A 23,325-nucleotide genomic window follows, 5' to 3' on the forward strand; every position below is an offset into this window, starting at 1 on the left:
GAGTAGTACTACGAACGACGTGTTACAGCTCTCGCAGCTCCGCGAGCCGACCGAGGACCCACCGCATGCAGAGCTGCGCGACCGGGCCGATCAGGCGGCTGGTTCGTCGTCCTCGTACTCGGTGACGAAGTCGCGGCCGGCTTCGCGGACCGAAGCGAGAGCAGAGACGTCCGTCAGCAGGGAGTGGAGGTGGTAGTCGGCGACCGACTCGGCGAGGGTGTGGCTGCTGGCCTTGGCCCTCTCGTCTTCACGGCGGCCGTGCCACAGCCGGTGCTGGGCGCCTTCGTTGAGCGAGAGCAGCATCAGCGCGGTGGCCTCGGGGTCGATCCGGCGCAGCTCACCGCTGCCGACCCCCAGCTCGAGAAACCGGGCGGCCGCGGCGCGCAGCTTGTCGCCGTCCTCCTCGAATCCCTCGAAGACCTGGGGCTGCGCCAGGGCGGCGATCTCCAACTCGTAGAAGTCGAGCGGGGCGGTGCAGAGCTGGCGGACATCGGTGTAGAGGAAGGCGTAGAGCCGCGGAGCAACCGGGCCGTCCTCCTCGAGAAGCTTCTCCGCGAGCGTCAGCGACTCGCGGTTCTTCTCCATCAAGGCGGAGAGGATCTCCTCCTTGGACTTGTAGTAGTAGTACATCGAGGACTGCCGCAGCCCGACGCTCTCGGCGATCTGGCTGATCGTCGTCGCTGCGACCCCTTGGGCGGTGAAGAGCCGGGATGCCTCTTTGAGGATCTCCTCCCGGGGATTCGCCGAATCTCGTCCGCTGTTGCGCGGCCGTCCGGTGCGCTTCGGGCTGCCCAACTCTCGATTGGTCACGATCTCGAGTCTACTCTCAGGAGGTGGTCCACGTCACAGAGCTGCTCGGGCTGATCGGACGAGAAAGTCAGCCTCGCAACCAGCCCGCTGCCTCGGTGGCCCAGTAGGTCAGGATGACGTCCGCACCCGCCCTCTTGAAGGCGGTGAGTGTCTCCAGGATCGCCGGTTCGCGGTCGATCCAGCCGTTCGCAGCGGCAGCTTCCACCATCGCGTACTCCCCCGAGATGTTGTACGCCGCCACCGGAACATCGACAGACTCACGCACCCGCTGAAGCACGTCGAGATACGGGAGTCCGGGCTTGACCATCACGATATCGGCGCCTTCGGACACGTCAAGGAGCGCCTCGCGGACGCCCTCGAGCGCATTGGCCGGATCCTGCTGGTAGGTCCGCCGATCGCCCTTGAGTGAGGAGTCGACGGCCTCCCGGAAGGGGCCGTAGAAGGCCGAGGCGTACTTCGCGGAGTAGGCGAGGATCGAGACGTCGGTGTAGCCGGCGCTGTCGAGCGCGTCGCGGGTCACCGCGACCTGGCCGTCCATCATCCCGGACGGGCCGACCATGTGGACGCCTGCCTCGGCGTGGGCGATCGCCATCTGGGCGTAGATCTCCAGGGTGGCGTCGTTGTCGACCGAGCCGTCCTTGGCGAGGACACCGCAGTGACCGTGGTCGGTGAACTCGTCCAGGCACAGGTCGCTCATCACCGTGAGCGCGTCGCCGACCTCGGAGACGACGTCGGCGATGGCCACGTTGAGGATGCCGTCGGGGTCGAGCGCGCCCGAGCCCATGGCGTCCTTCGTCTCCGGGACGCCGAAGAGCATGATGCCGCCGATGCCGGCGGACGCAGCCTCGGCCGCAGCTTTCCGCAGCGACTCCCGGCTGTGCTGGACCACGCCGGGCATGGTCGAGACCGGGACCGGCTCGTGGATCCCCTCGCGCACGAACGCGGGCAGGATCAGGTTGGCGGGGCGTACGGCCGTCTCCGCGACCATCCGGCGCATGATCGGCGTACGGCGCAGCCGGCGGGGACGGATGACTGGCTTCTCGATGTTCATCAGATCTCCAGATTAACGCCGAGTCGGCTCATCTTGACCTTGCTGCTCGCTTCGCTCGCAGGCTGCGGTCAAGATGAGCCGACTCGGCAAACATTTTCAGCTCGTGCGCGAACGACGGCGCGAGGCGGGACGCCGGTCGGACGGCTTGGTGACCGGCAGGCCCTGCTCGACCAGCGCGGCGCGGCGCGCAGCGCCGAAGTCGGCGAGCGCCTCGGTGAGCGCCTCGATCGACGGCTCGGGCGACATCACGTCGACCCGCAGGCCGTGCTCCTCGGCGGTCTTGGCGGTGGCCGGGCCGATCGCCGCGATCACCGTGGAGGTGTGCGGCTTGCCCGCGATGCCGACCAGGTTGCGGACCGTGGACGAGGAGGTGAAGACCACCGCGTCGAACTTGCCCGTCTTGATCGCGTCGCGGGTCGGCGCGGGCGGCGGGGCCGCCCGGACGGTGCGGTAGGCGGTCACGTCGTCGCACTCCCAGCCGAGGTCGACCAGGCCGGCGATGAGGTTCTCGGTGGCGATGTCGGCGCGCGGGAGGAAGACCCGGTTGATCGGGTCGAGATCCTCGTCGTACTCCGGCCATACCTCCAGGAGGCCAGCAGCCGACTGGTTGTCGGTGTTCGGCACCAGGTCGGGGCGCAGGCCCCAGGCCTCGAGCGCCTGGCCGGTCTTCTCACCGACGGCGGCGATCTTCAGACCGGAGAAGGCGCGGCAGTCCAGGCCGTACTCGTCGAACTTCTCGCGTACGGCACGCACCGCGTTGATGGAGGTGAAGGCGATCCAGTTGTAGCGGCCCTCGACCAGGCCGCGTACGGCCTTGTCCATCTGCTGCGGGTTGCGCGGCGGCTCGACGGAGATCGTCGGCACCTCCTCGGGCACTGCGCCGAAGCCCTTCAACTTCAGCGACAGCGCAGGCGCCTGCTCCTTGGTGCGGGGCACCAGCACGCGCCAGCCGAACAGCGGCTTCGTCTCGAACCACGAGAGCGTCTCACGCAAGCTGACCACCTTGCCGATCACCACGATCGCCGGCGGCGCCATCCGTGCGGCACGAGCGTCGACGGCGATGTTCTCCAGCGTCGACTCTACCGTCGACTGCTCGGTCGTGGTGCCGACGCGGGTGATCGCGACCGGGGTCTTGGCCGAGCGGCCCGCCGCGACGAGCTCCTTGGCGATGTCGCCGATCATGCCGACACCGGAGAGGAGAACCAGGGTGCGGTTGTCGGCGTACTGGCTCCAGTCGATCTTCTCGTTGCAGGTGACCACCGCGACCTCTTGGTGGTCCTTGGTCGTCAGCGGGATGCCGGCGTAAGCGGGAACGGCCGACACGGACGAGACGCCGGGGACGATCTCGAAGCCGATGCCCGCCTTGGCGCAGGACTGCGCCTCCTCGGGGCCCGAGGCGTAGAGGAACGGGTCTCCGGTCATCAGGCGCACGACGCGCTTGCCCAGCTTGGCCTGCTTGACGACGGCCTTGGCCCGGGCGGCGTTGGCCAGCGGCTGGCCGTCCACGCCGAACCCGCCGTCGATGAACTCGGGTCCGACCGGTTCGGCAGTCTCCTCACCCTCGGCCGGCTCGACCGGCTCGGGGATGCCGAGTACGCCGCGCACCAGTGATGCGTGCTCGGGGGCCTCGGTCACGACGACATCGGCCTGCTTCAACAGGTCGATCGCCCGTACCGTCAGCAGCTCAGGGTCACCGGGACCGCTGCCGACGAAGGACACCCAGCCCAGTGGGGTGGCCGAGCTCTGCTCAGCCTTCTGCTCGGTGGTCTTTGCTCGGGTCATGCGTTGTGCACCTTGTCCTGCTCGGGAGCGGTCTGGGGGGAACCGCCCGTGTCCATGACAGCCTGGCCTGGGTCCGCGGGATCGTCGGTCAGGTCTGCTGCACCCTCGGCGAGCATCTCCTCGGCGAGCCGGCGCCCGACGCCTGCAGCGTCGTCGACCGACCCGGATGCGGAGAGCCGAACCGAGAGCGAGCCGTCGAGTGAGAGCGCGACTGCCCGCACCCACAGCTCTGGTCCTTCCTCACCCTCCACCACGTCGGCGAGGGTCCCGATGGGCGCTGCGCAGCCACCTTCGAGGGTGGCGAGCACCGCGCGTTCTGCCTCGACGGCCGCTCGGGTGGGCGAATCGTCGAGGGAGGTCAGAATCTTGCGTACGTCGGCATCGGCGTCGCCGTCACGGCACTCGACCGCGAGGGCCCCCTGACCGGGAGCCGGCAGCACCTGGATCGGGTCCAGGACCTCGGTGACCTCGTCGAGCCGGTCGATGCGGGCCAGGCCGGCACGCGCGAGGACGACCGCGTCGAACTCGCCCGACCGGACCTTGCCGATGCGGGTGTCCACGTTGCCGCGGATGCCGGCCAGCTCCAGGCCGAGGCCGAGGGCCTTGATCTGGGCGACCCGTCGCGGCGACCCGGTGCCGACCCGCGATCCGGGCGGGAGCTCACCGAGCGTCAGACCGTCGCGGGCGACGATCACGTCGCGCGGGTCCTCGCGCGGCAGGACCGCGACCAGCTCGATGCCCTCCTCGGGGTAGGTCGGCAGATCCTTGAGCGAGTGGACCGCGAGGTCGATCTCCTTGGCGTGGAGCGCGTCACGCAGCGCGCTGACGAAGACGCCGGTCGAGTTCGCGCTGGTCAGCGGGGTGTTCGTTGCCTGAGTGCGGTCACCGTCGGAGACGATCTCGACCAGCTCGACGATGTGGCCCTGGGCCCGGAGCAGCTCCGCGACGAGGGTCGACTGGGTGACAGCGAGCTGGGAACGGCGAGTGCCGAGACGAAGGGTTCTCATGAGTGGTCTCCTGGGACGTCGGCCCGGGTCACCGCGGAGACGGCCTCGGGGTCGAGCGCGAAGAGCTCGGCGAGGGCCGCGGCGTAGGACACCACGCCGGACTCGTTGGCGAGCTCCTTGACCCGGACGGTCGGCTCGTGGAGGAGCTTGTCGGCCACGCGGCGTACGGTCCGGAGGACCTCGGCACGAGTCGCCTCGTCGAGGTCGGGCAGCTTGTTGTCGAGGCGTTCCATCTCGGCGTCGACGACACCGGTGGCCATGCTTCGCAGGGCGACGACCGTCGGGGTCACCGCGGACTGGCGCCGAGCACTCAGGAAGGCGGCGACCTCCTGGGTGACGATGTCGCGGACCGCGAGCACCTCCTTGCCGGCGGGCGAGGCATGCAGCTCGTCGGCGAGGGCGGCCAGGTCGATCAGGGTCACGCCCGGGAGCGAAGCCGCGCCCGGGTCGATGTCGTGGGGCAGCGCCAGGTCGATCAGCGCGACCGGGTGGGCGCTGCGGTCGCCGACCATGTCGGCCGGCACGAGCAGCCCGTTGGCGCCCGCGCAGGTGATCACGATGTCGGCGGCGGCGACCTCCGCGGTCAGCGCGTCGAGCGACGCCGAGCGGGCGGCGTACTCGTTGGCGAGCCGCTCGGCGTTGGCCGTCGTGCGGTTGACCACGACGACGTCGGCCGCCTCCATCCGCGACACCGTCGCGGTCGCCAGCCCTGCCATCGCACCGGCTCCGACGACGGCGACCCGCTTGCCGCGTACGTCACCCACGGCTCGTGCGGCACGGCTCAGCGACGCGGTCACCAAGGACGGTGCGGCCCGATCGATGTCGGTCTCCGCACGCGAGCGCTTGCCGACCCGCAGGGCCTGCTGGAACAGGCTGTTGAGCGCCGGCCCGACAGTGCCCATTTCCTGGCCGAGCTGCAGGGCGGCGCGCGCCTGCCCGAGGATCTGCCCCTCACCCACAGCCATCGAGTCGAGCCCGGCGGCCACCTTGAACAGGTGAGACACCGCGCCGTCGTCGTAGTGGACGTAGAGGTGGGGCAGCATCGTCTCGAGCGTCTGACCCGCGCCCTCGATGATCCGCCGGGAGAGTTCCTCGACGGAGCCGTGGAACCGCTCGACCTCGGTGTAGATCTCGAGACGGTTGCAGGTCGCGATGACCGCTGCCTCGCTGACATGTTCACAACCAGCCACGTCAGTGAGGAGCTTCTGCAGCCCTTCGGTGTCCACCGAGGCCGCCTCGAGCATCGAGACGGGCGCAGAGTTATGGGAGATTCCGACTACAAGAACACTCATGCCGACACCTCCGTAGAGGAGAAGCAAGGATACGGAGCCGTCGGCATGTTGCACCCATGATTCGCTCGCTGACGCTCACTCATGCCGTGATCCCTTCCTCGGAACCATTGTCCACCGTGGCGGCCGCTTCAGCAGACTCCGCAGCCTTGCGCGACTCGTGATACGCGAGGATCTGCAGCTCGATGGAGAGGTCGACCTTGCGTACGTCGACACCGGGCGGCACGCTCAGCACGGCGGGCGCGAAGTTGAGGATGCTGCTGATCCCGGCCCCGACCATCGCGTCGGCGACGTCCTGGGCCGCGGTCGCCGGCACCGAGATGACCCCGATCGAGACCTGCTCGGCCGCGACGATCTCGGCCAGGTCGGCGAACGGACGGACCTCGAGCCCGGCGACGGCCTGCCCCTGCATCTGCGGGGCCGCGTCCAGGAGCGCGACGGTGCGGAAGCCGCGGCTGCTGAATCCCGAGAAGTTGGCCAGCGCCTGGCCGAGGTTTCCGATGCCGACGATGATGACCGGCCAGTCGTGGGTCACGCCGATCTCGCGCGCGATCTGGTAGCTCAGGTAGTCGACGTCGTAGCCGACCCCACGAGTGCCGTAGGAGCCCAGGTAGGAGAGGTCCTTGCGCAGCTTGGCGGAGTTCACGCCGGCCGCCGTCGCGAGCTCTTCGGAGGAGCAGGAGGCGATGTTGCGCTCGGCGAGCGAGGTCAGGGCCCGGAGGTAGACCGGGAGCCGGGCGACAGTCGCCTCGGGGATGTCCCGGTGGGGGTCGTGAGCACCACTGCCCTCGCCCGTATTCGTGCTCCGTGCCGTCACGCTCTGCTCTTTCAATGCCGGCGCCACAGACGGGGGCTTTTTAGCCCGGGATCGCCCTGCGGCTCAGCCACCATACGGAGTTTGTGACTGCGAGAACAAACTCGCAGACCGTTGGCTAGCACACGTCATTGCGGAGTTGGCAGAGGGGGGTTGTTCAGGGTATTGGGCCGATCGACAGTTATTCTGGTGAGCGCGTCAGCGCTGACCTCAGCCGCTCCTCGGAGACCCGCCAGAAGTCGTGCTGCTTCCCGTCGACGTACGTCACGGGGACCTCGTTCGTGAAGCGCTCGCGCAGCTCCTCGTCCGTGTCGATGTCGACCTCGGTGTAGTCGTTCCCGACCACCTTCTCGACGACGAGCCGAGCCTCGTCGCACAGGTGGCAGCCCTGACGGGAGTAGAAGGTCACACGCGGTTCCATCCGACCATCTTGGCACCTGAGCCCCATGGAGGTGCCATGACCATTACTGTTGGCGAAATGAGCAGCGCCAGCGACCGCCGCCGCGCCGAGCTGCGGCGAAAAGACCTCAAACGCCGCTCGGCGCTCGCCGGCGAGGCCTCGGCCGCGGCCGCGGAGATCGAGGCCTGGCTCTATCCGGCGGGTGGAGACCCCACGGCGGCGGCGTTCTTCGACGTCGACAACACGATCATGCAGGGCGCGACGATCTTCCATCTGGCCCGCGGCATGCATCGGCGCAAGTTCTTCCGTACGCGGGACATCGCCTCGGCGGCGTACAAGCAGGCCTACTTCCGCGTGGCCGGCGTCGAGGACCCCGCCCACATGGAGTCGGCGCGCTCGTCGGCGCTGTCGTTCATCCGCGGTCATCGTGCCGACGAGGTCGAGAGCTTGATGGAGGAGATCTTCGACGAGGGCATGGCCCACCGGATCTGGCCCGGCACCCGGGCTCTCGCTCAGACCCATATCGACCAGGGGCAGCGCGTGTGGCTGGTGACCGCGGCGCCCGTCGAGGCGGCTCGGGTCATCGCCCGCCGGCTCGGGCTGACCGGCGCCCTCGGCACGGTGGCCGCCACCGAGGACGGCGTCTACACCGGGGCACTGGTCGGCGAGATGCTCCACGGCCCTGCCAAGGCGGAGGCCGTCAAGGCGATCGCCGCCCGGGAGAGTCTGGATCTCTCGCGCTGCGCGGCGTACTCCGACTCCTACAACGACCTGCCCATGCTGTCGCTGGTCGGGCATCCGTGTGCGATCAACCCGGATGCGCGCCTGCGCGCCCACGCGCGTGCGAAGGGCTGGCCGATCCGTGACTACCGCACCGGACGCAAGGCCGCGCGGGCAGGCGTGATGACAGCCGCGCTGGGCGGCGCGGCCACGGGGGCGATCGCCGCGGCGATCGCGCTCCGCGGGAGACGACGGTAGGAGTTCGCGCAGGTCGTGGCGCCGTCGCGATCTCCCATCCACCCGCTCGTTAACGAAATTGCCACCACACGCCGACAGAAGTTCGGCTCGGGACCTGACATCGGGATGCCCTAACCCGTAAGGTTGCTCTCGCTCAGGGGGAGTCTTCGGGAGGGACCCACATGTCGCGCCGCACCAATGACGTCCGTCGTCGCTTGGATGCGCTGCGCGCTGCGGTCGAGCTCGTGATGAACGAGGGCTACGAACCCGCGTACGCGGGCGTCGCCGGCACCACCGGCCCGTTCGCCGACCCCGAGCCTCGCGGCTCGGGCGGCACCCAGGAGATCAAGCCCCGCTCCGACAACGAGCCCGAGGACGACACCGAGCTCGCCGCATCCTCCGAGGAGAGCGAAGCCGACCGCACCCGGCTGATCGCGCTGGTCGAGCTCGCCCGCAAGGGCGACAAGGACGCCTTCGGCCTCCTCTACGACCACTACCACGGTGCGGTCTACCGATTCCTCTTCTACCGGACCCGTTCCACCCAGGTGGCCGAGGACCTCACCTCGGAGACGTTCTTCCGAGCGCTGCGCTCGATGACCGGCTTCCGGTGGCAGGGCAAGGACTTCGGTGCCTGGCTGATGACCATCGCCCGCAACCTGGCCACCGACCACTTCAAGGCGGGGCGTACGCGCCTGGAGATGACCACCGAGGACATGGGTCTGCACGACTCCTCGGCCGACGGTCCCGAGAAGATCGTGATGGCGGGCGTCACCAACGAGATGCTGCTCGGTGCGCTCACCAAGCTCCCCGACGAACAACGCGACTGCATCATCATGCGTTTCCTCCAAGGGCTGTCGATCGCCGAGACAGCCGCTATCCTCGGTCGCAGCGACGGAGCCGTGAAACAGCTCCAGCTGCGCGGGATCCGCAACCTCGCCAAGCAGATGCCTGACGGGATCCGCTGATGACTGTGTTCCGCACCACCCTGAATGCTCGACCGGTTGCCGTAACCCGCGGCCGGGGCGACTCGTTGTCCGACATGGCTGCACCTTGCGCGCAGCTGTTTCGACGAATCCCTCACTGCCGATACCGAGTAGGAACCCTCCGATGAGCCCGGCATTCCCGGCGCGAAAGCGTGCCGACGAGTTCGACCGAATGGTCGCGGCCTGTGCCGCGACGGATCGGCGTACCTCGCAGTCTGCCGACGAGCTTCGCGATCTGGCAGTCTTCGCTTCGTCGCTCTCCACTCTCAGCGACTCCGCCGTGCCTCGTCGCGACTTCTCCGTGTCGCTTCGAGAGCGCCTCATGGAGGCCGCCGACACCGAGCTCGTCCCGGCGCCGCAGACCGAGAAGACCCTGGAGCGCAAGCTCACCGTCAGCCCGGTGCGGCCACGCCGTCAGCGCAAGCTGGCCGTCGCCGTCGCCGCGATGGCGATCGTCGGGGGCACCGCGGGCGCCGCGGCCGCGTCCCAGACCGCCCTTCCCGGAGACTCGCTCTACCCGGTCAAGCGTGCCGTCGAGAACGTCTCCGCCGGCTTCACCGTCAGCACCCAGGCCCGGGGCATCCGGATCCTCGAGGACGCCGGCACTCGCCTCCGCGAGGCCGAGTCGCTGGTCGCCGACGCGCCGATGAGCGACCCCGAGCAGGTGACCTCCACGCTCGAGACCTTCTCGCGTCAGGCTGCCCGTGGCTCCGACCTGCTGATCAGCGACTTCGAGCAGTCCCAGGACAACGAGTCGCTCGCCCAGCTGCGTACGTTCGCGGCCGATGGCGTCGAGGAGCTCGCCGCACTCGGCCCGAAGGTCCCGGAGCGGGCGGAGCCCGCGGTCTCGGACGCCGCCCAGACGCTCGTGCTGATCGACCAGGCCGCTGCGCAGCTCTGCCCCACCTGTGGGGGCGGCATCACCGAGCTCCCGGCGACGCTGGTCTCCAGCCTCACCTCCGACATCGACGGGCTGCTTCCCGCCGACACCGTCGTCGAGGCCGAGGCGCTGCCGCCGCTCACCCAGGACGACAACGCCCTCGACCTGCCCTCCATCGACCCCGACAAGATCGGCCCCGGCTCGGTGACCGATCCCAAGGGCGAGAAGGGCGGCACGGAGAAGCCCTCCGAGGCCCCGGACGAGATCGGGAGCATCCTGCCGACCCCGACGCCCTCCGACGAGGCTCCCTCCGAGGATCCCGCGCCTGAGCCCGACACCGGCACCGTGACGGGCCCCGTCACCGGCCTGGTCACCGGCGTCACCGGCTTGGTCGGCGACGTGCTCGCCGGCGCCACCGGCCTCCTCAAGCCCTGACCCCCTCGCCGAAGCGTCAGTTTCTGACGCCGAGAGGTCGATTTCTGGGACCGAATGGTCCATTCGACGCCAGATTCTGACCTCTCGCGATCAGGAACTGACTTCTCGCGGTCAGAAACTGACGTCTCGGCGGGGGTGGGTCAGCCGAAGACGGAGGCGCGCTCGCCCAGGAGGCGGTAGAGGGTCTGCTGGATCGTCTCGCGCACCTGGTCGGTGACGTTGAAGACCAGCATGGGGTCGTCGGCCTCTGTCGCGTCGTACGCATCGGTGCGGATCGGCTCGCCGAACTCGATGAGCCACTTCGACGGGAGCGGGATGAGACCCAGCGGGCCGAGGAGCGGGAAGAAGGGCGTGATCGGCAGGTAGGGGACGCCGAGGACCTTGGCGAGGGCCGGGATGTTGCCGACCAGCGGGTAGATCTCCTCGGCGCCGACGACGGAGAGCGGCACGATCGGGACACCGGTGCGCAGCGCGGAGGAGACGAAGCCGCCGCGGCCGAAACGCTGTAGCTTGTAGCGCTCGCTGTAGGGCTTGCCGATGCCCTTGAAACCCTCAGGCCAGACGCCGACGAGCTCGCCGTTGCGCAGCATCCGCTCAGCGTCCTCGCTGCAGGCCAGGGTGGCACCCGCCTTGCGGGCGATGGTGCCGACGATCGGCATCCGGAAGACCAGGTCCGCCCCGAGCGGGCGCAGGTCACGACCGAGCTCGTCGTGGATCGAGACCATCGTCATCAGACCGTCCATCGGGATCGTGCCCGAGTGGTTGGAGACGATCAGCGCGCCACCGTCGGTCGGGATGTTCTCGATCCCGCGCACCTCGACCCGGAACCACTTCTCCTTGATCGGACGCAGAACGGCGAGCATGAAGCGTTGAGTGAGCTCACGATCGAAGCCGTACTCGTCGACGGAGTACTGGCCCGAGATCCGGCGCCGCAGGAACACGATGAACCGAGCGAGCTGCTCTTCCCACTCGGCGCCGAAGACCTCTTTCGCGGCACTCTCCAAGGCCGCGGCCCAGTCGGCCGCCGGGATCGCCCGCAGTGGGTGGCGATCACGCGTCGTGGTGCCGGTGATACCCGGGGCGGCGGACTCGGTCACCGAGGCGCTCCTGTCAGTCGGCTCTCCAACGCGGCCAGGGCCCGGTCGGCACGGTTGGCGGAGGGCTTCACGCTGTCAGCGAAGTCGCGGACAGCGTCCTCGGTGGTGAATCGCGGTTCGAAGCCCAGCAGGGACCGCATCCGGGTCGTGTCGACACCGCGGCCGTAGGTCAGCAGCGCTCTCAGCTCGGCGGGGTATTCGCCGCCACCGAACCTGGTCAGGCCGAACACCGGCTCCGGGATCGGCACCGTCATCCGCTGCAGCCGCCTGGCGACCTGGGAATGGGTCAGTACGCCGTCGCCGGCGACGTTGAAGGTCCCGGGGACCCCGGCGCGTACGGCATGCTCCAGAACACCGTAGAGGTCCTGCTCGTGGAGGAACTGCAGGCGCGGGTCGTAGCCGAGCACGTTCGGCACGACCGAACGCCGGAAGTGAGCCGCGATCGGGCTGTCCACCCTCGGTCCGAGGACGTTGGCACAGCGCAGCACCGTGACGGCCACGTCCGGGCGACGACGGGCGAAGCCGCGTACGTAGGACTCGACGTCGGCCACGTCGCGGGCATAGCCGGAGGACGGGGTGCGCCGCGGCTCCATCGACTCGGTGAACATCGCCGGGTCGCGGCTGCTCGCCCCGTAGACCTGGGTCGTCGACTTCACCACGACCTGGCGCAGGGACGGCGCGGTCTGGCAGGCCGCGAGGAGCTGCATCGTCCCGATGACGTTGAGCTCCTTCATCGTCGAACGACCCCCGGTGGTGCCGGGGGTCGCGATGACGCTGAGGTGGACGACGGTGTCGACCTCCTCCTTGGCGATCACCTTGGCGATCACCGGGTTGCGGATGTCGGCTCGGACGAATCCGACCTGGCCGATGTCCCCGCGAGGCGGGGCGACATCGACGCCGATCACTCGCTCGACGTTGGGGTGGCGGGCGGCAGCGCGCGCAAAACGGCGACCGAGGTCACGCGAGACCCCGGTGACCAGGAGGACCCGGCCGGGTCCGGTGCGTTCCGCCACCTACGCCACGTACGTCACTTGCCGAGCTTGCGGCGCTGGACGCGAGTCTTCTTGAGCAGCTTGCGGTGCTTCTTCTTCGCCATGCGCTTGCGACGCTTCTTGATGACAGAACCCACGGGGAACCCTTCACGATCGTTGCAGAGAATGCCGGCCCGGTGCCGACGCGGCCACTCACCGCAGCGAGCGGTAAACAGACCTAGGGGGTAAGACTAACCAAGCCAGGGCACCCAGAGAGAATCGGTGACCCGCCGAGAGAGGGTGTTGCCCCCGCGCCCATCGTGCCCGGACGCGGGGTCCGACAACTAGCCCGCGTTGTAGAACGAGCTCTTGAGGTATTCGTTCGCGTCGTCCTCCCGAACCCGGAAGGAGCGACCGACACGCACCGCAGGCAGCTCGCCCGAGTGAACCAACCGGTAGACCGTCATCTTGGAGACGCGCATCATCGACGCAACCTCGGCAACGGTCAGGAACTTGCTGTCAGAGATGTCTCCAGAAGGAGTAACCATCTGCTTCCACCGTTCTCTCTCGAGTGATCGCGACGCCAGCGGCTTCCCCACCTCTGGTCCAAAACGCGATCCCAAAGTGAGAATAGAGCCTGATGTGACTGATGGGGAAGGGGACACCCCTACGAATCTCACATACTACCGGCGTGTCGAGTTGCTTTTGGGCGCGACGACTCAGGGGTTTCTAGACCGTCACGAAACTAGTGATCGAGCTACGGCAGCGGGTCGAGCCCATGCAACGGAAACACCGCTGTGCGAGTCGCGTGGACCTGCCGGTCCAGCCACGTACCAGGGTCATATCCGCCGCCCCAGTCGCGGTAGGCCGGTTCACGCCCGTCCGTCATGCGCAACGGTGCGACCCTCCCGAGGCGCGTCTGCACGTGCTCGCGCCAGCCACCTGGCACGTCGAGCGTCGGCTCCAAGGGATTCCCCGACACTAGCGCAAGAAGATGGGTCCACGCGCGTGGCACCACGTCGACCACGGCATAACCGCCGCCGCCGAACGCGACCCACTTGCCGGCACACACCTCGTGCGCGAGCTCGTGGAGGGCAACGTACGCCGCTCGCTGCCCGTCCACGCTGAGAGCCAGGTCGGCGAGGGGGTCGTCGGTGTGCGAGTCGCAGCCCTGCTGGGTGACCAGGATCTCCGGCTGGAACTCGCGGACCAGGTCGGGCACGATCGCGTGGAAGGCACGCAGCCAGCCATGGTCGGCGGTGCCCGGCGGCAGCGCGACGTTGACCGCGCTCCCCTCCGCGTCCGGCCCGCCGACCTCCTCGGCGAAGCCCGTCCCCGGAAAGAGCAGCTGCCCGGTCTCGTGGAGCGAGATCGTCAGCACCCGCGGGTCGTTCCAGAAGGCCCGCTCGACGCCGTCGCCGTGATGCACGTCCACATCGACGTAGGCGACCTTCTGCACGCCCTGGTCGAGGAGCCACTGGATGCCGGCGGCGACATCGTTGTAGATGCAGAACCCGGCCGCGCGGCCGCGCATGGCATGGTGCAGCCCGCCCATGATGTTGGCACTGTGCAGACTCTCGCCGGAGTAGACCTGTCGGCAGGCCTCGATGCTCGCGCCGACGATGTGGGCGCTGGCGTCGTGGATGTGTGGAAAGACCGGGTCGTCCTCGGTGCCGAGGCCGTGGGAGAGGTCGGCGTCGCCGCTCTTGCCGGCCCGGATAACCGCCTCGATGTAGCTCTCGTCATGGATCGTGAGCAGCTGCTCCGGGGTCCCCATCGGTGCCTCGACGACCTTCAGCCGGTCGAGGACACCGAGCTCGCCGGCCAGGCGCATCGTCAGGTCCACCCGGATCGGCGCCATCGGATGGGTCGGACCGAAGTCGTAGTCGGCCAGGCTGTCATCGAAGACGACCGTCGAGTGCCCCTGACAGGTGGTCGGCCCGGTGGTCGGCCCGGCGAGCGGCGGAGTCGTCATGGGCCACACGGTATCCGTGAGGTGTGCGACACTGGTGGGGTGTTCAGCATTCGTTCGACCCAGTGGTGGTCCGCCTCCTAGGCGGTCCACCCGATTGTTGAGCACTCACATCAGGCCGCCCGCGGGCGGCCTTTCTGATTGTGATCGTCGCTGACCCGTGGGCCTCACCACCCGAAAGGTCCACCATGACCAGGCGACTCTCCCTCATCACCCCCTCCGGCCGACTCACCCTCGGCAACCACCTCGGCGCGCTGCGTCCCATGGCGGCCTCGGCCGACGCAGACGCGTTCTACGGGCTCTCCGACCTGCATGCGCTGACGATGCCGCACGAACCGGCGGTGCTGCGTACACGGACGGAGGAGATGGCCCTCCTGCTGATGGCGTCCGGGCTCGAACCGGCCGCGTTGTTCATCCAGTCCCACGTCCCCGCGCACCGCTCGCTCAGCTATCTGCTCGAGTGCGTCGCACATACCGGCGAGCTGGGGCGGATGATCCAGTTCAAGGAGAAGTCGCGCCGCGTGGGGGCGTCAGTGCGCGCCTCGCTGTTCACCTATCCGGTGCTGATGGCGGCCGACATCCTGCTCTACGGCGCTTCTGAGGTGCCGGTCGGCGACGACCAGCGCCAGCACGTCGAGCTCGCCCGGGACATCGCGATCCGGTTCAACACGACGTACGGCCGGGTCTTCTCGGTCCCGCAGGCGGTGCATCCATCGGCGGGGGCGCGGGTGATGGACCTGGCCGACCCGACCCGCAAGATGTCGAAGTCGGCCGGCGACGCGCATCCGGGCTCGATCTTCCTGCTCGACGACCCCGACGTCGTACGCCGCAAGGTCGCTCGCGCCGTCACCGACTCGGCCGGAGACGTCTCCCGGGATCCGGAGCGCCCCGGGGTCACCAACCTGATCGACATCCTCGAGGCCTGCGGTGGGTCCGCTACCGGGCTGTCGGGTTATGGCGCCCTGAAGTCGGCGGTCACCGATGCCGTCGTCGCCGAGCTCGAGCCGATCCAGAAACGCTACCGCGAGCTCGCTGCCGACCGGACGTACGTGACGGAGGTGTACGCCGCCGGAGCCGCCAGGTGTCGCGAGGTGACCGCCCCGGTCCTGGCTGCTGCGGAGGCGGCGATCGGCCTGGCCTGAGGGCGGCCGCGCCCGCTGTAACACGCTGTTCGTAGTACTTCTCGCCCGTTCAGATAGGGCGAGTAGTACTACGAACGACGTGTTACAGGGGCCGCGACGCTCAGATGCGCACCTCCGCCAGCTCCCCCACCCGCGCACGCTGCGGACGCAGGTAGACGGCGAAGGTGACCAGGGCGCAGACGGCGTAGAAGACCGTGAAGGCGATGAACGCCGACTTGGTGGCGTCGAGGGGGTTGGAGACCCAGGGGCTGTTGAAGGCGATCGGGATGAGGAATCCGCCGAGCGCGCCGACGGCGCCGATGATGCCGACCGCGGCAGAGGACTTCTTGGTCGCCGCGGCCAGGGCGGCGTCCCGCTCGGGGGTCGCAGGTGTCGTGGCGAGCTCGGCCTCACGCCGGAAGATCGCCGGGATCATCTTGTAGGTCGAGCCGTTGCCGATGCCCGTCGAGGCGAAGACCAGCATGAAGAAGCCCAGGAAGGCCGGGAACCATGCCTGGTTCTCGGCCGCGATCGCGGGCGATGCCTGAGGGTTCGGGGTGAGCTGCGTCAGGGTCCACAGCACCGCGAGGGTGAAGACGACCAGGCCGAAGAACGCGCCGAGCGTGACCTTCGCGCCGCCCCAGCGGTCGGCGAGCCAACCACCGAGCGGCCGGGTGGCGGAGCCGATCAGCGCGCCGAGGAAGGCGAAGTAGGCGAAGTAGATGCCGGTGCCGAGCGGCTCCGGCTCCGGCACCCAGAAGTTGAGCTTGATCAGCAGCGGCATGGCGGCGGAGTATCCGATGAAGGATCCGAAGGTGCCGATGTAGAGGAACGACATGATCCAGGTCTGGCGCGATCTCACCACCGAGAGCTGCTCGCGCGCCGGCGACTTCGCGGAGGTGATGTTGTCCATGAAGAAGAAGGCCGCGACGATCGCGATGACCGCCAGTGCCGCGTACACGAACGCGGCCCGCTCCAGATGGATGCCTCCGGCCGAGGCCTTGATCAGCCCGAAGATTCCCGCGCCGCCGACGATGATCGGCAGCAGGAACTGGATCAGCGCGACACCCAGGTTGCCGCCCGCGGCGTTGAGCCCGAGCGCCGTCCCCTTCTTGGCCGTGGGGTAGAAGAAGTTGATGTTGGCCATCGAGGAGGCGAAGTTTCCGCCACCGAGCCCGGCGGTGGCGGCGATGACACAGAACGCCCAGTACGGAGTGGACGGCTGGGTGACGGCGTACGCGAAGCCCAGTGTCGGCACGAGCAGCAGCGCCGCCGACATCATCGTCCAGTTGCGGCCGCCGAACTTCGGCACCGCCAGGGTGTAGGGCACCCGCAGCAGCGAGCCGACCAGGTTCGGGATCGCGATCAGGAAGAAGAGCTGGCCCGGCGTGAAGTCGAAGCCCTGGGCGACCAGGAACGCCGAGGAGACCGACCAGATCAGCCAGACCGAGAAGCCGAGGTGCTCGGCGAAGATCGACCAGATCAGGTTGCGGCGGGCGGTCTTCGCCCCGGTCTCCTCCCAGAAGGTGGCGTCCTCCGGACGCCAGTCGTCGATCCAGTGGCGGCGGCTCATGGGGGCTCCTCTACTACGGCAGTCGGCGGGATGACACCCACCATCGCCAGGCCACGTTTCAACGGCCGCCAGCCCTCGCATGCCTGCCCGTCAACTTCCGCTCACGTCCTCACAGGCCTCACGACCTCACCGCCTCCGCGGCGAACCTGCGTTACCCAAACAAGGCGATTCGAACCTCAACGGAGGCAATGAGACTGAACAACGACCTGCGACGACGCGGTCGCCGGTCAGCACAGACAACAAGGGGGACACATCATGTCCAGACTTCCAAGGTGTCTGACGGCGGCTGCCGCACTGATACTCGGTGCAGCGCTGATCGCCACCACCCCGGCAGCACAGGCCCATTCCAAGCCTCGGCTGCCCACCGGCGTACTCGCATCCGGCCTGCTCTCCCCGCTCAGCGCGGCGGTGGGCGATGACGGGACCGCGTACGTCTCCTCGAACTTCGCCGGCCAGATCCTCGAGGTCCGGCCGGGTAAGTCGCCGAAGGTCGTCTACACCGACCCCAACGGCTACGAGGTCGGCGGGCTGTCCGTGCACGGTGGCGTGGTGACCTTCGTCGTCACCCGCTCCGACCGCGAGACGTTCGAGAACACGGGTAGCTGGCTCAAGCGGCTCTACCCCTCCGGCAAGGTCAGGACGGTCGCCGACCTGCACGCCTACGAGACGAAGCGCAACCCCGACAGGCGTACGTCCTACGGGTTCCGCAAGAGCGACCCCGCGTGTGACGCGAAGTGGCCGGCCGAGATCGGCGCACCTGCGGCCTACAAGGGCGGGATCGACTCCCACCCCTACGCGACCGCCATCAAGAAAGGGACCACGTACGTCGCCGACGCGGGCGGTAACACCGTCCTGTCAGTCTCCTCGCGGGGTCACGTGAGGACCGTCGCGACCCTGCCGGGGATCCCGTACAAGTTCACCGCCGAGGTCGTCGAGGGGTTCGGGCTCGACCCGTGCTTCGTCGGCCGGACGTACTTCTTCGAGGGCGTGCCCACCGATGTCGAGACCGGTCCTGACGGGCGGCTCTACGTATCCAGCCTGCCGGGCGGGCCGGAGGGCCCTGAGCTCGGGTCTCGCGGCAGCGTCTTCAAGATCGACGCCAGGACGGGGTACACGAAGCAGGTCGCCGACGGCTTCCTCGGTGCCACCGGCGTGGCGGTCAGCCCGCACGGCACGATCTATGTGGCCGAGATGTTCGGGAACAAGATCACCGCCGTACGCCACGGCCACCGTTGGACGAAGGCGTCACCGCCGACTCCTGGCGCCGTCGAGTGGACCAGGTGGGGCGTCGTCGTCACGACCGATGTCCTCTCCGGCACCGACGGCAGCTCGGCGCCGGCGGGTGAGCTGATCAACCTCGGGTGATGACGTACGCGGCGGGCGGCCCGAGCCGCCCGCCGCGTACGTCTGGGTCTTGATCCTCAGCCGAGGTAGCGCTCCCACGGGCCCGTGATGGCCAGGGTGTAGCCGGGGTCCTGCATGTTGACGAAGAGCACCTTGCCGTCAGGCGAGAAGCAAGGGCCGCAGAACTCGGAGTCGTTGAGGTCGTTGCGGGCGATCGCATAGGACGGGCCGCCAGGGAACGCGCCGAGCACGTGCGAGGCGCCGGTCCCGTCCTCGGCGAGCACCAACGAGCCCCACGGGGTGACGGTGACGTTGTCAGGGCCGTCGAAGGTGAGGTCACCGAAGCGCGGAGCCGGGGCACCGTCCTCGGACTGCGCCTGGTGCGGGAAGTACGTCACCAGCTGGATCGTCTCGGCCTTGTAGTCGTAGAACCAGACCATGCCGTCGTGCGGGGACGCGTCGGCGGGCATGTCGCCTTCCTCCCAGGCGTAGGAGTTGACCACGTAGACGCCCTCGTCGGTTCCCCAGACACCCTCGAACTTGCGACCGCGAGTGACCTCGCCGTCGGCGAACTGCTCGCGGCACGGAGTGGTCTGCGCATCCCGCTCGGGAACCGTCGTCCACTTCACCTTGAACGGCTGACCCATCTGCGCGGAGGTCAGGTAGGCCACGTCGGGAAGCACCGACCCGTCCGGCAGGATGATCTGCATCGCAGCAAGGGTGCCGGCGTCGTCAGCCAGCGACGTGAGCACGCCAGGACCGAGCTTCATCCCGGTCGGGGCGGTCCAGCGGTAGAAGAGCCCGTTCGGCTCGTCGGCATCCTCGGACAGGTAGACCTGGGTCAACGTCTTGTCGATCGCGAGCGCCTCGTGGTCGTAGCGCCCGAACGCCTTGATCGGACGCGGGTCGGCCGAGCCGTCGGCCCAGACCTCGAAGACGTAGCCGTGGTCCTTCTCGTAGACGCCCTTGGTCCCGTCCTCGCCCTCCCACTCCTCGCCGGCGTCGTTGACGGTCTCCTCGCAGGTCAGCCAGGTCCCCCACGGCGTCGGGCCGCCGGCGCAGTTGGTCGAGGTGCCGGAGATCGCGACGAACTCACCGAAGTTGGCGCCGCCCGCGTCGGTGGTGATGACGGTGCAGCCGCCCGAGGGTGCGCCCGGGTCGTAGACCGTGCCCTCCACGAGCGGAACCGGGATGCCCTCGCCGGGCTCGATCTCGTGGTTCTGGATCAGCGTGTAGCGCCCGCGCTTGCCGCCGAGAGCCATCATCCCGTCGTGGTTGGACGGGGTCTTCTCCCCCGTCACGAGGGTCGTCTCACCGGCCGAGGTGACGATGGCGTACGTGAATCCCTCGGCCAGCGCGAGGATCCCCTTGGGGTCCTCCACCAGCGGCGGGAACGGCTCGCGGGCGCGCTTGCGCCCGAGGGTGCCGGGCTTGGCGGGCTTCGCCTCGGCCAGCGCGGGAACGGCACCGGCGACGGCCAGGCCGACCCCGGCCGCGGCTCCGCCGGTGAGCAGAGAGCGTCGAGTTGCGGACATGGGTGGGTACTCCTCGGAGCTTGGTAGGGGATCCCGAGACAGGCCCTCCATCCAAGCCACTCCGCAACACCCGCGCGTCCGCCTGCGGTGAACCTCAGGCGACAGCAGCGTGAAACGTACGCCCCTACGCCCCGGACACCTCGGCATATCGCGGTGCCAGCGACTCCATCTGGTCCATGACCAACTGAATGGCGCCGGCCTGCTTGTCGGGCGGGTACTTGTACTTCACCAGTAGCCGCTTGATGGAGGACCGCAGCTTCGCTCGTACGTCGTCCCGGACCGTCCAGTCGGTCTTGACGTCGCGCTGCATGATCGCGACGAGGTCGCGGGCGATCTGGGCAAGTACGTCCTCGCCCTGGAGCTCCACAGCCGACTCGTTGCTCGAGACGGCGTCGTAGAAGGCGAGCTCGTCGGAGTCCAGCGGCGGGGAGAAGTGCTGGCCACGGTTGGCCTCCGCAGCGACCTCGTGGGCGAGCTCGATCAGCTCGGCGATGACTTCGGCCGAGGTGAGCTGGGAGTTGGTGTAGCGGTTCATCAGCTCCTGGATCCGCTCGGCGAAAGCTCGCTGGCGGACCAGGTTGGACCGGGTCACCTGGCTCGACTCCTCGGTGAGCAGGCCTCGTAGTGCTTCGATCGCCAGGTGAGGGTTCTCCGCCTTCTGCGCCTTGGCCAGATACTCCGGCCCGAGCTCGCTGAGCGACGGCTTGGGAAGCCCAGCGGCGTCGTAGATGTCGACGATCTCACCGGTCACCGTCGAGGTTTCCACGAGGGACGACAGCAGACGCTGGATCTCCTCAGGCACCGGGCGACCCGACGCCTGTCGTTCCTGGGCGTCGAACTTCCCCATCCAGACGCGGACCTCTTCGTAGAACCTGACCGTCTGGCGTAGTCCCTCCAGCGTCTCCTTGCCGGCAGCCAGAGCCCATGCCCGGGACAGCTGGTTGGCCAGTTTGCGGAAGCTGTCGGACAGGGTCTCTTCCCCGTCACCTACGACATTGCCTGGCGTCGCAGGTGAGCGCAGGTAGTTCGTCAGCCCGACCGCAGCCTTCACCCACGCCCGCTGCTGGCCATCGAGCTTGGAACGCCAGTTGAACCCTGCGCAGAGCGCGTCGAGCCTCTCGACCAGGTCGTTGGCGAGTTTGGCAGCCTCATCGACGTCTCGCCCGACAGGGCGCTCCTTCTGGTCGGTCTCGGTGTATTCCGCAAGAGCCTTGCTGAGGTTGTCGGCAAGGGGTGCGTACGCGACCAGGAGCCCGTCCGGCTTACCACGGAAAGTCCGGTTGACCCGGGCGAGCGTCTGCATCAGCAGGGCGCCTTTGAGTGGCCGGTCGAGGTAGAGCGTGTGCAGCGGGGGCGCGTCGAAGCCGGTCAGCATCATGTCCTTGACGATCACGATCTGCAGCGGGTCCTCAGCGTCCTTGAGACGCTTCTGGATGACCTTGTTCTGCGCCTCCCGGCGAACGTGCTTGCCGACCAGGCCGCTGTCCGAGGCCGATCCGGAGTAGACGACCTTCACCACTCCCTCGGCTTCGGAGTCTGCGTGCCAGTCGGGGCGCAGCGCGATGATCTCCTCATAGAGGTGGGCGCAGATCTCCCGGGTCCCACCGACGACGAACGCCTTGCCGGGCGACTCGATGAAGGGCGTGATCGCGGTCGATCGTGCCTCCCAGTGAGCCAGCAGATCGACAGCGAGCGCCTTGAGCCGGGCGGGAGCTCCATAGACCGCATTGATGACCGCGACCGACTTCTCGATCCGGTCACGCTCGACGTCGTCGAGGCCGGCGGTGGCCTCGTCGGCGGCGTTGTTGAGGTCCTCCTCGCTGACCTCACCGGCCCGCTTCACCTGGATCAGGCGTGGCTCGAAGTAGACCGGAACCGTCGCGCCGTCGTCGACCGCCCGCGTCAGGTCATAGGTGTCGATGACTCGACCGAAGACCTCCTCGGTGTTGCGGTCGTCGAAGGAGATCGGGGTCCCGGTGAAGGCGATGAACGCAGCTTGCGGAAGCGCGTCCCGGATGTGACGCGCATACCCGTCGAGGTCGTCGTAATGGCTCCGGTGGGCCTCGTCGACCACGACGACGATGTTGCGTCGCTCGGACAGCAACGGGTGGTCGAGCCCCGACTCCTTCTCCCGTTGTGAGAGGCCGAACTTCTGCAGCGTCGTGAAGTAGATGCCACCGGTCATCCGGTGGGTGAGCTCGTCCCGCAACTGAGCACGAGTGGCAACCTTGACCGGCCTTTCGCTCAGGAGGCGGCTGCTGTTGAAGCTCTCGAACAACTGGCTGTCGAGCTCGTTGCGGTCGGTGACGACCACGATCGTCGGGTTCTTCAGCTTGGGCTGCTGGGAGACGGCGTGGGCATAGAGCTCCATCTCCATCGACTTGCCCGAACCCTGGGTGTGCCACACCACACCGGCCTTGCCGTTGCTCTCCACAGCCGCGACGGTCGATCCGACCGCCTTGGTCACCGCGAAGTACTGGTGCGGCTTGGCGATCCTCTTGGCATAGCCACCAGCGCCCTCGTCGAAGGCGACATAGTCACGCTGGAGCTGGAGGAATCGCTCGAGGTTGCCGACGCCATCGATCAGGTATTCGAGCTCGACCCCGATCGAGAGATCGTCGTCGTCGGCTCCAGGCTTGATCGGCCGGCCGTCGTCGTCGACGTTCCACGGCGAGTAGTGGTTCAGCGGTGTGAACGGTGTGCCATACCGCGCCGTGATCCCGTCGCTGACGATCGCGAGCACGCAGAACCGGAAGGCCATCGGGAACTCACGAAGGTACGTCTCCAGCTGCGCGTGCGCGCTGGACAGATCCGCCTGCTGCGAACCCGCGCGCTTGAGCTCCCCTATCCCGACGGGCAGGCCGTTGAGATAGAGCACGAAGTCGAACCGCCGCTCCTTCTCCCGGTTGCGGATGGTGACCTGGTTGACGACGTTGAACTCGTTGTCGGTCACCCGGTGACCCACCAGCCGGATCGTCGGGCTCTGCTCGACCCCGTCGTCATCGACGTACGTCAGTCCGCGGTAGCCATCGACGAGGATCCGGTGCAGCCGGTAGTTCTCCGCGATCGCATCCTGCGACTTCGGCGCAACGATCTCGGCGAGCGCCTGGGCCAGGAAGTCAGCCGGCACCGCGGGGTTGAGCCGCTTCATGGCCGCCAGCGTCCGCTCGGGCATCACCAGGTCGGACCACTCCTTGCGCCCGTCGTGGGTGCCCGGGAGCACCTCCGATCCGCGAAGCGCCTCCCACCCCTGATCGGAGAACGCCTCGACCGCGATCTGCTCCCACTCCGCTTCGCTGACCAT

Annotated in this window: 20 protein-coding genes; 5 read left to right on the plus strand and 15 right to left on the minus strand. The window is 68.2% G+C overall.

The window, feature by feature from the left end:
* Positions 1-90 precede the first annotated feature (90 nt).
* The 7 genes from IEY84_RS23665 to IEY84_RS23695 form a co-directional block, all read right to left on the minus strand.
* Positions 91-810: a TetR/AcrR family transcriptional regulator gene (locus tag IEY84_RS23665; RefSeq protein ID WP_183543171.1), complete on the minus strand. Its 720-nt coding sequence runs from the start codon at positions 808-810 to the stop codon at positions 91-93.
* A 67-nt stretch (positions 811-877) separates the two neighbouring features.
* The gene (hemB, locus tag IEY84_RS23670) at positions 878-1,861 is read right to left on the minus strand and encodes a porphobilinogen synthase (protein ID WP_183543169.1); all 984 of its coding nucleotides are present in this window, start codon (positions 1,859-1,861) and stop codon (positions 878-880) included.
* 96 nt (positions 1,862-1,957) lie between these two features.
* The gene (locus tag IEY84_RS23675) at positions 1,958-3,643 is read right to left on the minus strand and encodes a bifunctional uroporphyrinogen-III C-methyltransferase/uroporphyrinogen-III synthase (protein ID WP_183543167.1); all 1,686 of its coding nucleotides are present in this window, start codon (positions 3,641-3,643) and stop codon (positions 1,958-1,960) included.
* A complete protein-coding gene (gene hemC, locus IEY84_RS23680; RefSeq protein WP_183543165.1) occupies positions 3,640-4,650 on the minus strand; it encodes a hydroxymethylbilane synthase in 1,011 nt (336 codons plus the stop codon). Before hemC ends, IEY84_RS23675 begins: the two co-directional genes overlap by 4 nt.
* Positions 4,647-5,942 carry a glutamyl-tRNA reductase gene (locus IEY84_RS23685; RefSeq protein ID WP_183543163.1) on the minus strand — a complete coding sequence of 432 codons (1,296 nt, stop codon included), beginning with the start codon at positions 5,940-5,942 and terminating at the stop codon, positions 4,647-4,649. The genes hemC and IEY84_RS23685 overlap by 4 nt, the downstream gene beginning before the upstream one ends.
* Before the next feature lie 79 nt (positions 5,943-6,021).
* Positions 6,022-6,756 (minus strand): redox-sensing transcriptional repressor Rex, encoded by a 735-nt coding sequence (locus tag IEY84_RS23690; protein WP_183543161.1) that lies wholly within the window; start codon positions 6,754-6,756, stop codon positions 6,022-6,024.
* A gap of 178 nt (positions 6,757-6,934) precedes the next feature.
* Complete coding sequence (locus IEY84_RS23695) at positions 6,935-7,174, minus strand: glutaredoxin family protein (protein WP_183543159.1); 240 nt, start codon at positions 7,172-7,174, stop codon at positions 6,935-6,937.
* A gap of 57 nt (positions 7,175-7,231) precedes the next feature.
* Here IEY84_RS23695 and IEY84_RS23700 point away from each other — a divergent pair, with 57 nt between their 5' ends.
* From IEY84_RS23700 to IEY84_RS23710, 3 genes are all read left to right on the plus strand, one after another.
* Entirely contained in the window at positions 7,232-8,131 is a 900-nt protein-coding gene (locus IEY84_RS23700) for an HAD family hydrolase (protein WP_183543157.1), read from the plus strand.
* A 161-nt stretch (positions 8,132-8,292) separates the two neighbouring features.
* The gene (locus IEY84_RS23705; RefSeq protein WP_183543156.1) at positions 8,293-9,075 is read left to right on the plus strand and encodes a sigma-70 family RNA polymerase sigma factor; all 783 of its coding nucleotides are present in this window, start codon (positions 8,293-8,295) and stop codon (positions 9,073-9,075) included.
* A 142-nt stretch (positions 9,076-9,217) separates the two neighbouring features.
* Positions 9,218-10,408 carry a DUF5667 domain-containing protein gene (locus IEY84_RS23710; protein ID WP_183543154.1) on the plus strand — a complete coding sequence of 397 codons (1,191 nt, stop codon included), beginning with the start codon at positions 9,218-9,220 and terminating at the stop codon, positions 10,406-10,408.
* 140 nt (positions 10,409-10,548) lie between these two features.
* Here the strand turns inward: IEY84_RS23710 and IEY84_RS23715 are convergent, their stop codons facing one another.
* From IEY84_RS23715 to IEY84_RS23735, 5 genes are all read right to left on the minus strand, one after another.
* Positions 10,549-11,505 carry a lysophospholipid acyltransferase family protein gene (locus tag IEY84_RS23715; RefSeq protein WP_183543152.1) on the minus strand — a complete coding sequence of 319 codons (957 nt, stop codon included), beginning with the start codon at positions 11,503-11,505 and terminating at the stop codon, positions 10,549-10,551.
* Entirely contained in the window at positions 11,502-12,518 is a 1,017-nt protein-coding gene (locus IEY84_RS23720) for an NAD-dependent epimerase/dehydratase family protein (RefSeq protein WP_183543150.1), read from the minus strand. Before IEY84_RS23720 ends, IEY84_RS23715 begins: the two co-directional genes overlap by 4 nt.
* 14 nt (positions 12,519-12,532) lie before the next feature.
* On the minus strand, positions 12,533-12,634 hold the full coding sequence (locus IEY84_RS23725) for a 30S ribosomal protein bS22 (protein WP_008356322.1): 102 nt from the start codon (positions 12,632-12,634) through the stop codon (positions 12,533-12,535).
* Positions 12,635-12,820: 186 nt separating this feature from the next.
* A complete protein-coding gene (locus IEY84_RS23730) occupies positions 12,821-13,024 on the minus strand; it encodes a helix-turn-helix domain-containing protein (RefSeq protein ID WP_008356311.1) in 204 nt (67 codons plus the stop codon).
* Between the two features lie 209 nt (positions 13,025-13,233).
* Entirely contained in the window at positions 13,234-14,451 is a 1,218-nt protein-coding gene (locus IEY84_RS23735; protein WP_183543148.1) for an acetoin utilization protein AcuC, read from the minus strand.
* A gap of 185 nt (positions 14,452-14,636) precedes the next feature.
* Here IEY84_RS23735 and trpS point away from each other — a divergent pair, with 185 nt between their 5' ends.
* A complete protein-coding gene (gene trpS, locus IEY84_RS23740; RefSeq protein ID WP_183543146.1) occupies positions 14,637-15,590 on the plus strand; it encodes a tryptophan--tRNA ligase in 954 nt (317 codons plus the stop codon).
* A gap of 100 nt (positions 15,591-15,690) precedes the next feature.
* On the opposite strand, the gene IEY84_RS23745 is transcribed toward trpS, so the two are convergent.
* Entirely contained in the window at positions 15,691-17,142 is a 1,452-nt protein-coding gene (locus IEY84_RS23745) for an MFS transporter (RefSeq protein WP_183543144.1), read from the minus strand.
* Between the two features lie 255 nt (positions 17,143-17,397).
* Between IEY84_RS23745 and IEY84_RS23750 the strand changes: the two genes are divergently transcribed.
* Positions 17,398-18,507, plus strand: a complete 1,110-nt coding sequence (locus IEY84_RS23750; protein ID WP_183543142.1) for a ScyD/ScyE family protein — start codon at positions 17,398-17,400, stop codon at positions 18,505-18,507.
* Between the two features lie 56 nt (positions 18,508-18,563).
* On the opposite strand, the gene IEY84_RS23755 is transcribed toward IEY84_RS23750, so the two are convergent.
* Positions 18,564-20,021, minus strand: a complete 1,458-nt coding sequence (locus IEY84_RS23755; protein ID WP_183543140.1) for an alkaline phosphatase PhoX — start codon at positions 20,019-20,021, stop codon at positions 18,564-18,566.
* Positions 20,022-20,145: 124 nt separating this feature from the next.
* Positions 20,146-23,325: a type I restriction endonuclease subunit R gene (locus IEY84_RS23760; protein ID WP_183543138.1), complete on the minus strand. Its 3,180-nt coding sequence runs from the start codon at positions 23,323-23,325 to the stop codon at positions 20,146-20,148.

The sequence above is a fragment of the Nocardioides albus genome, from assembly GCF_014648255.1.
Lineage (GTDB): Bacteria > Actinomycetota > Actinomycetes > Propionibacteriales > Nocardioidaceae > Nocardioides > Nocardioides albus.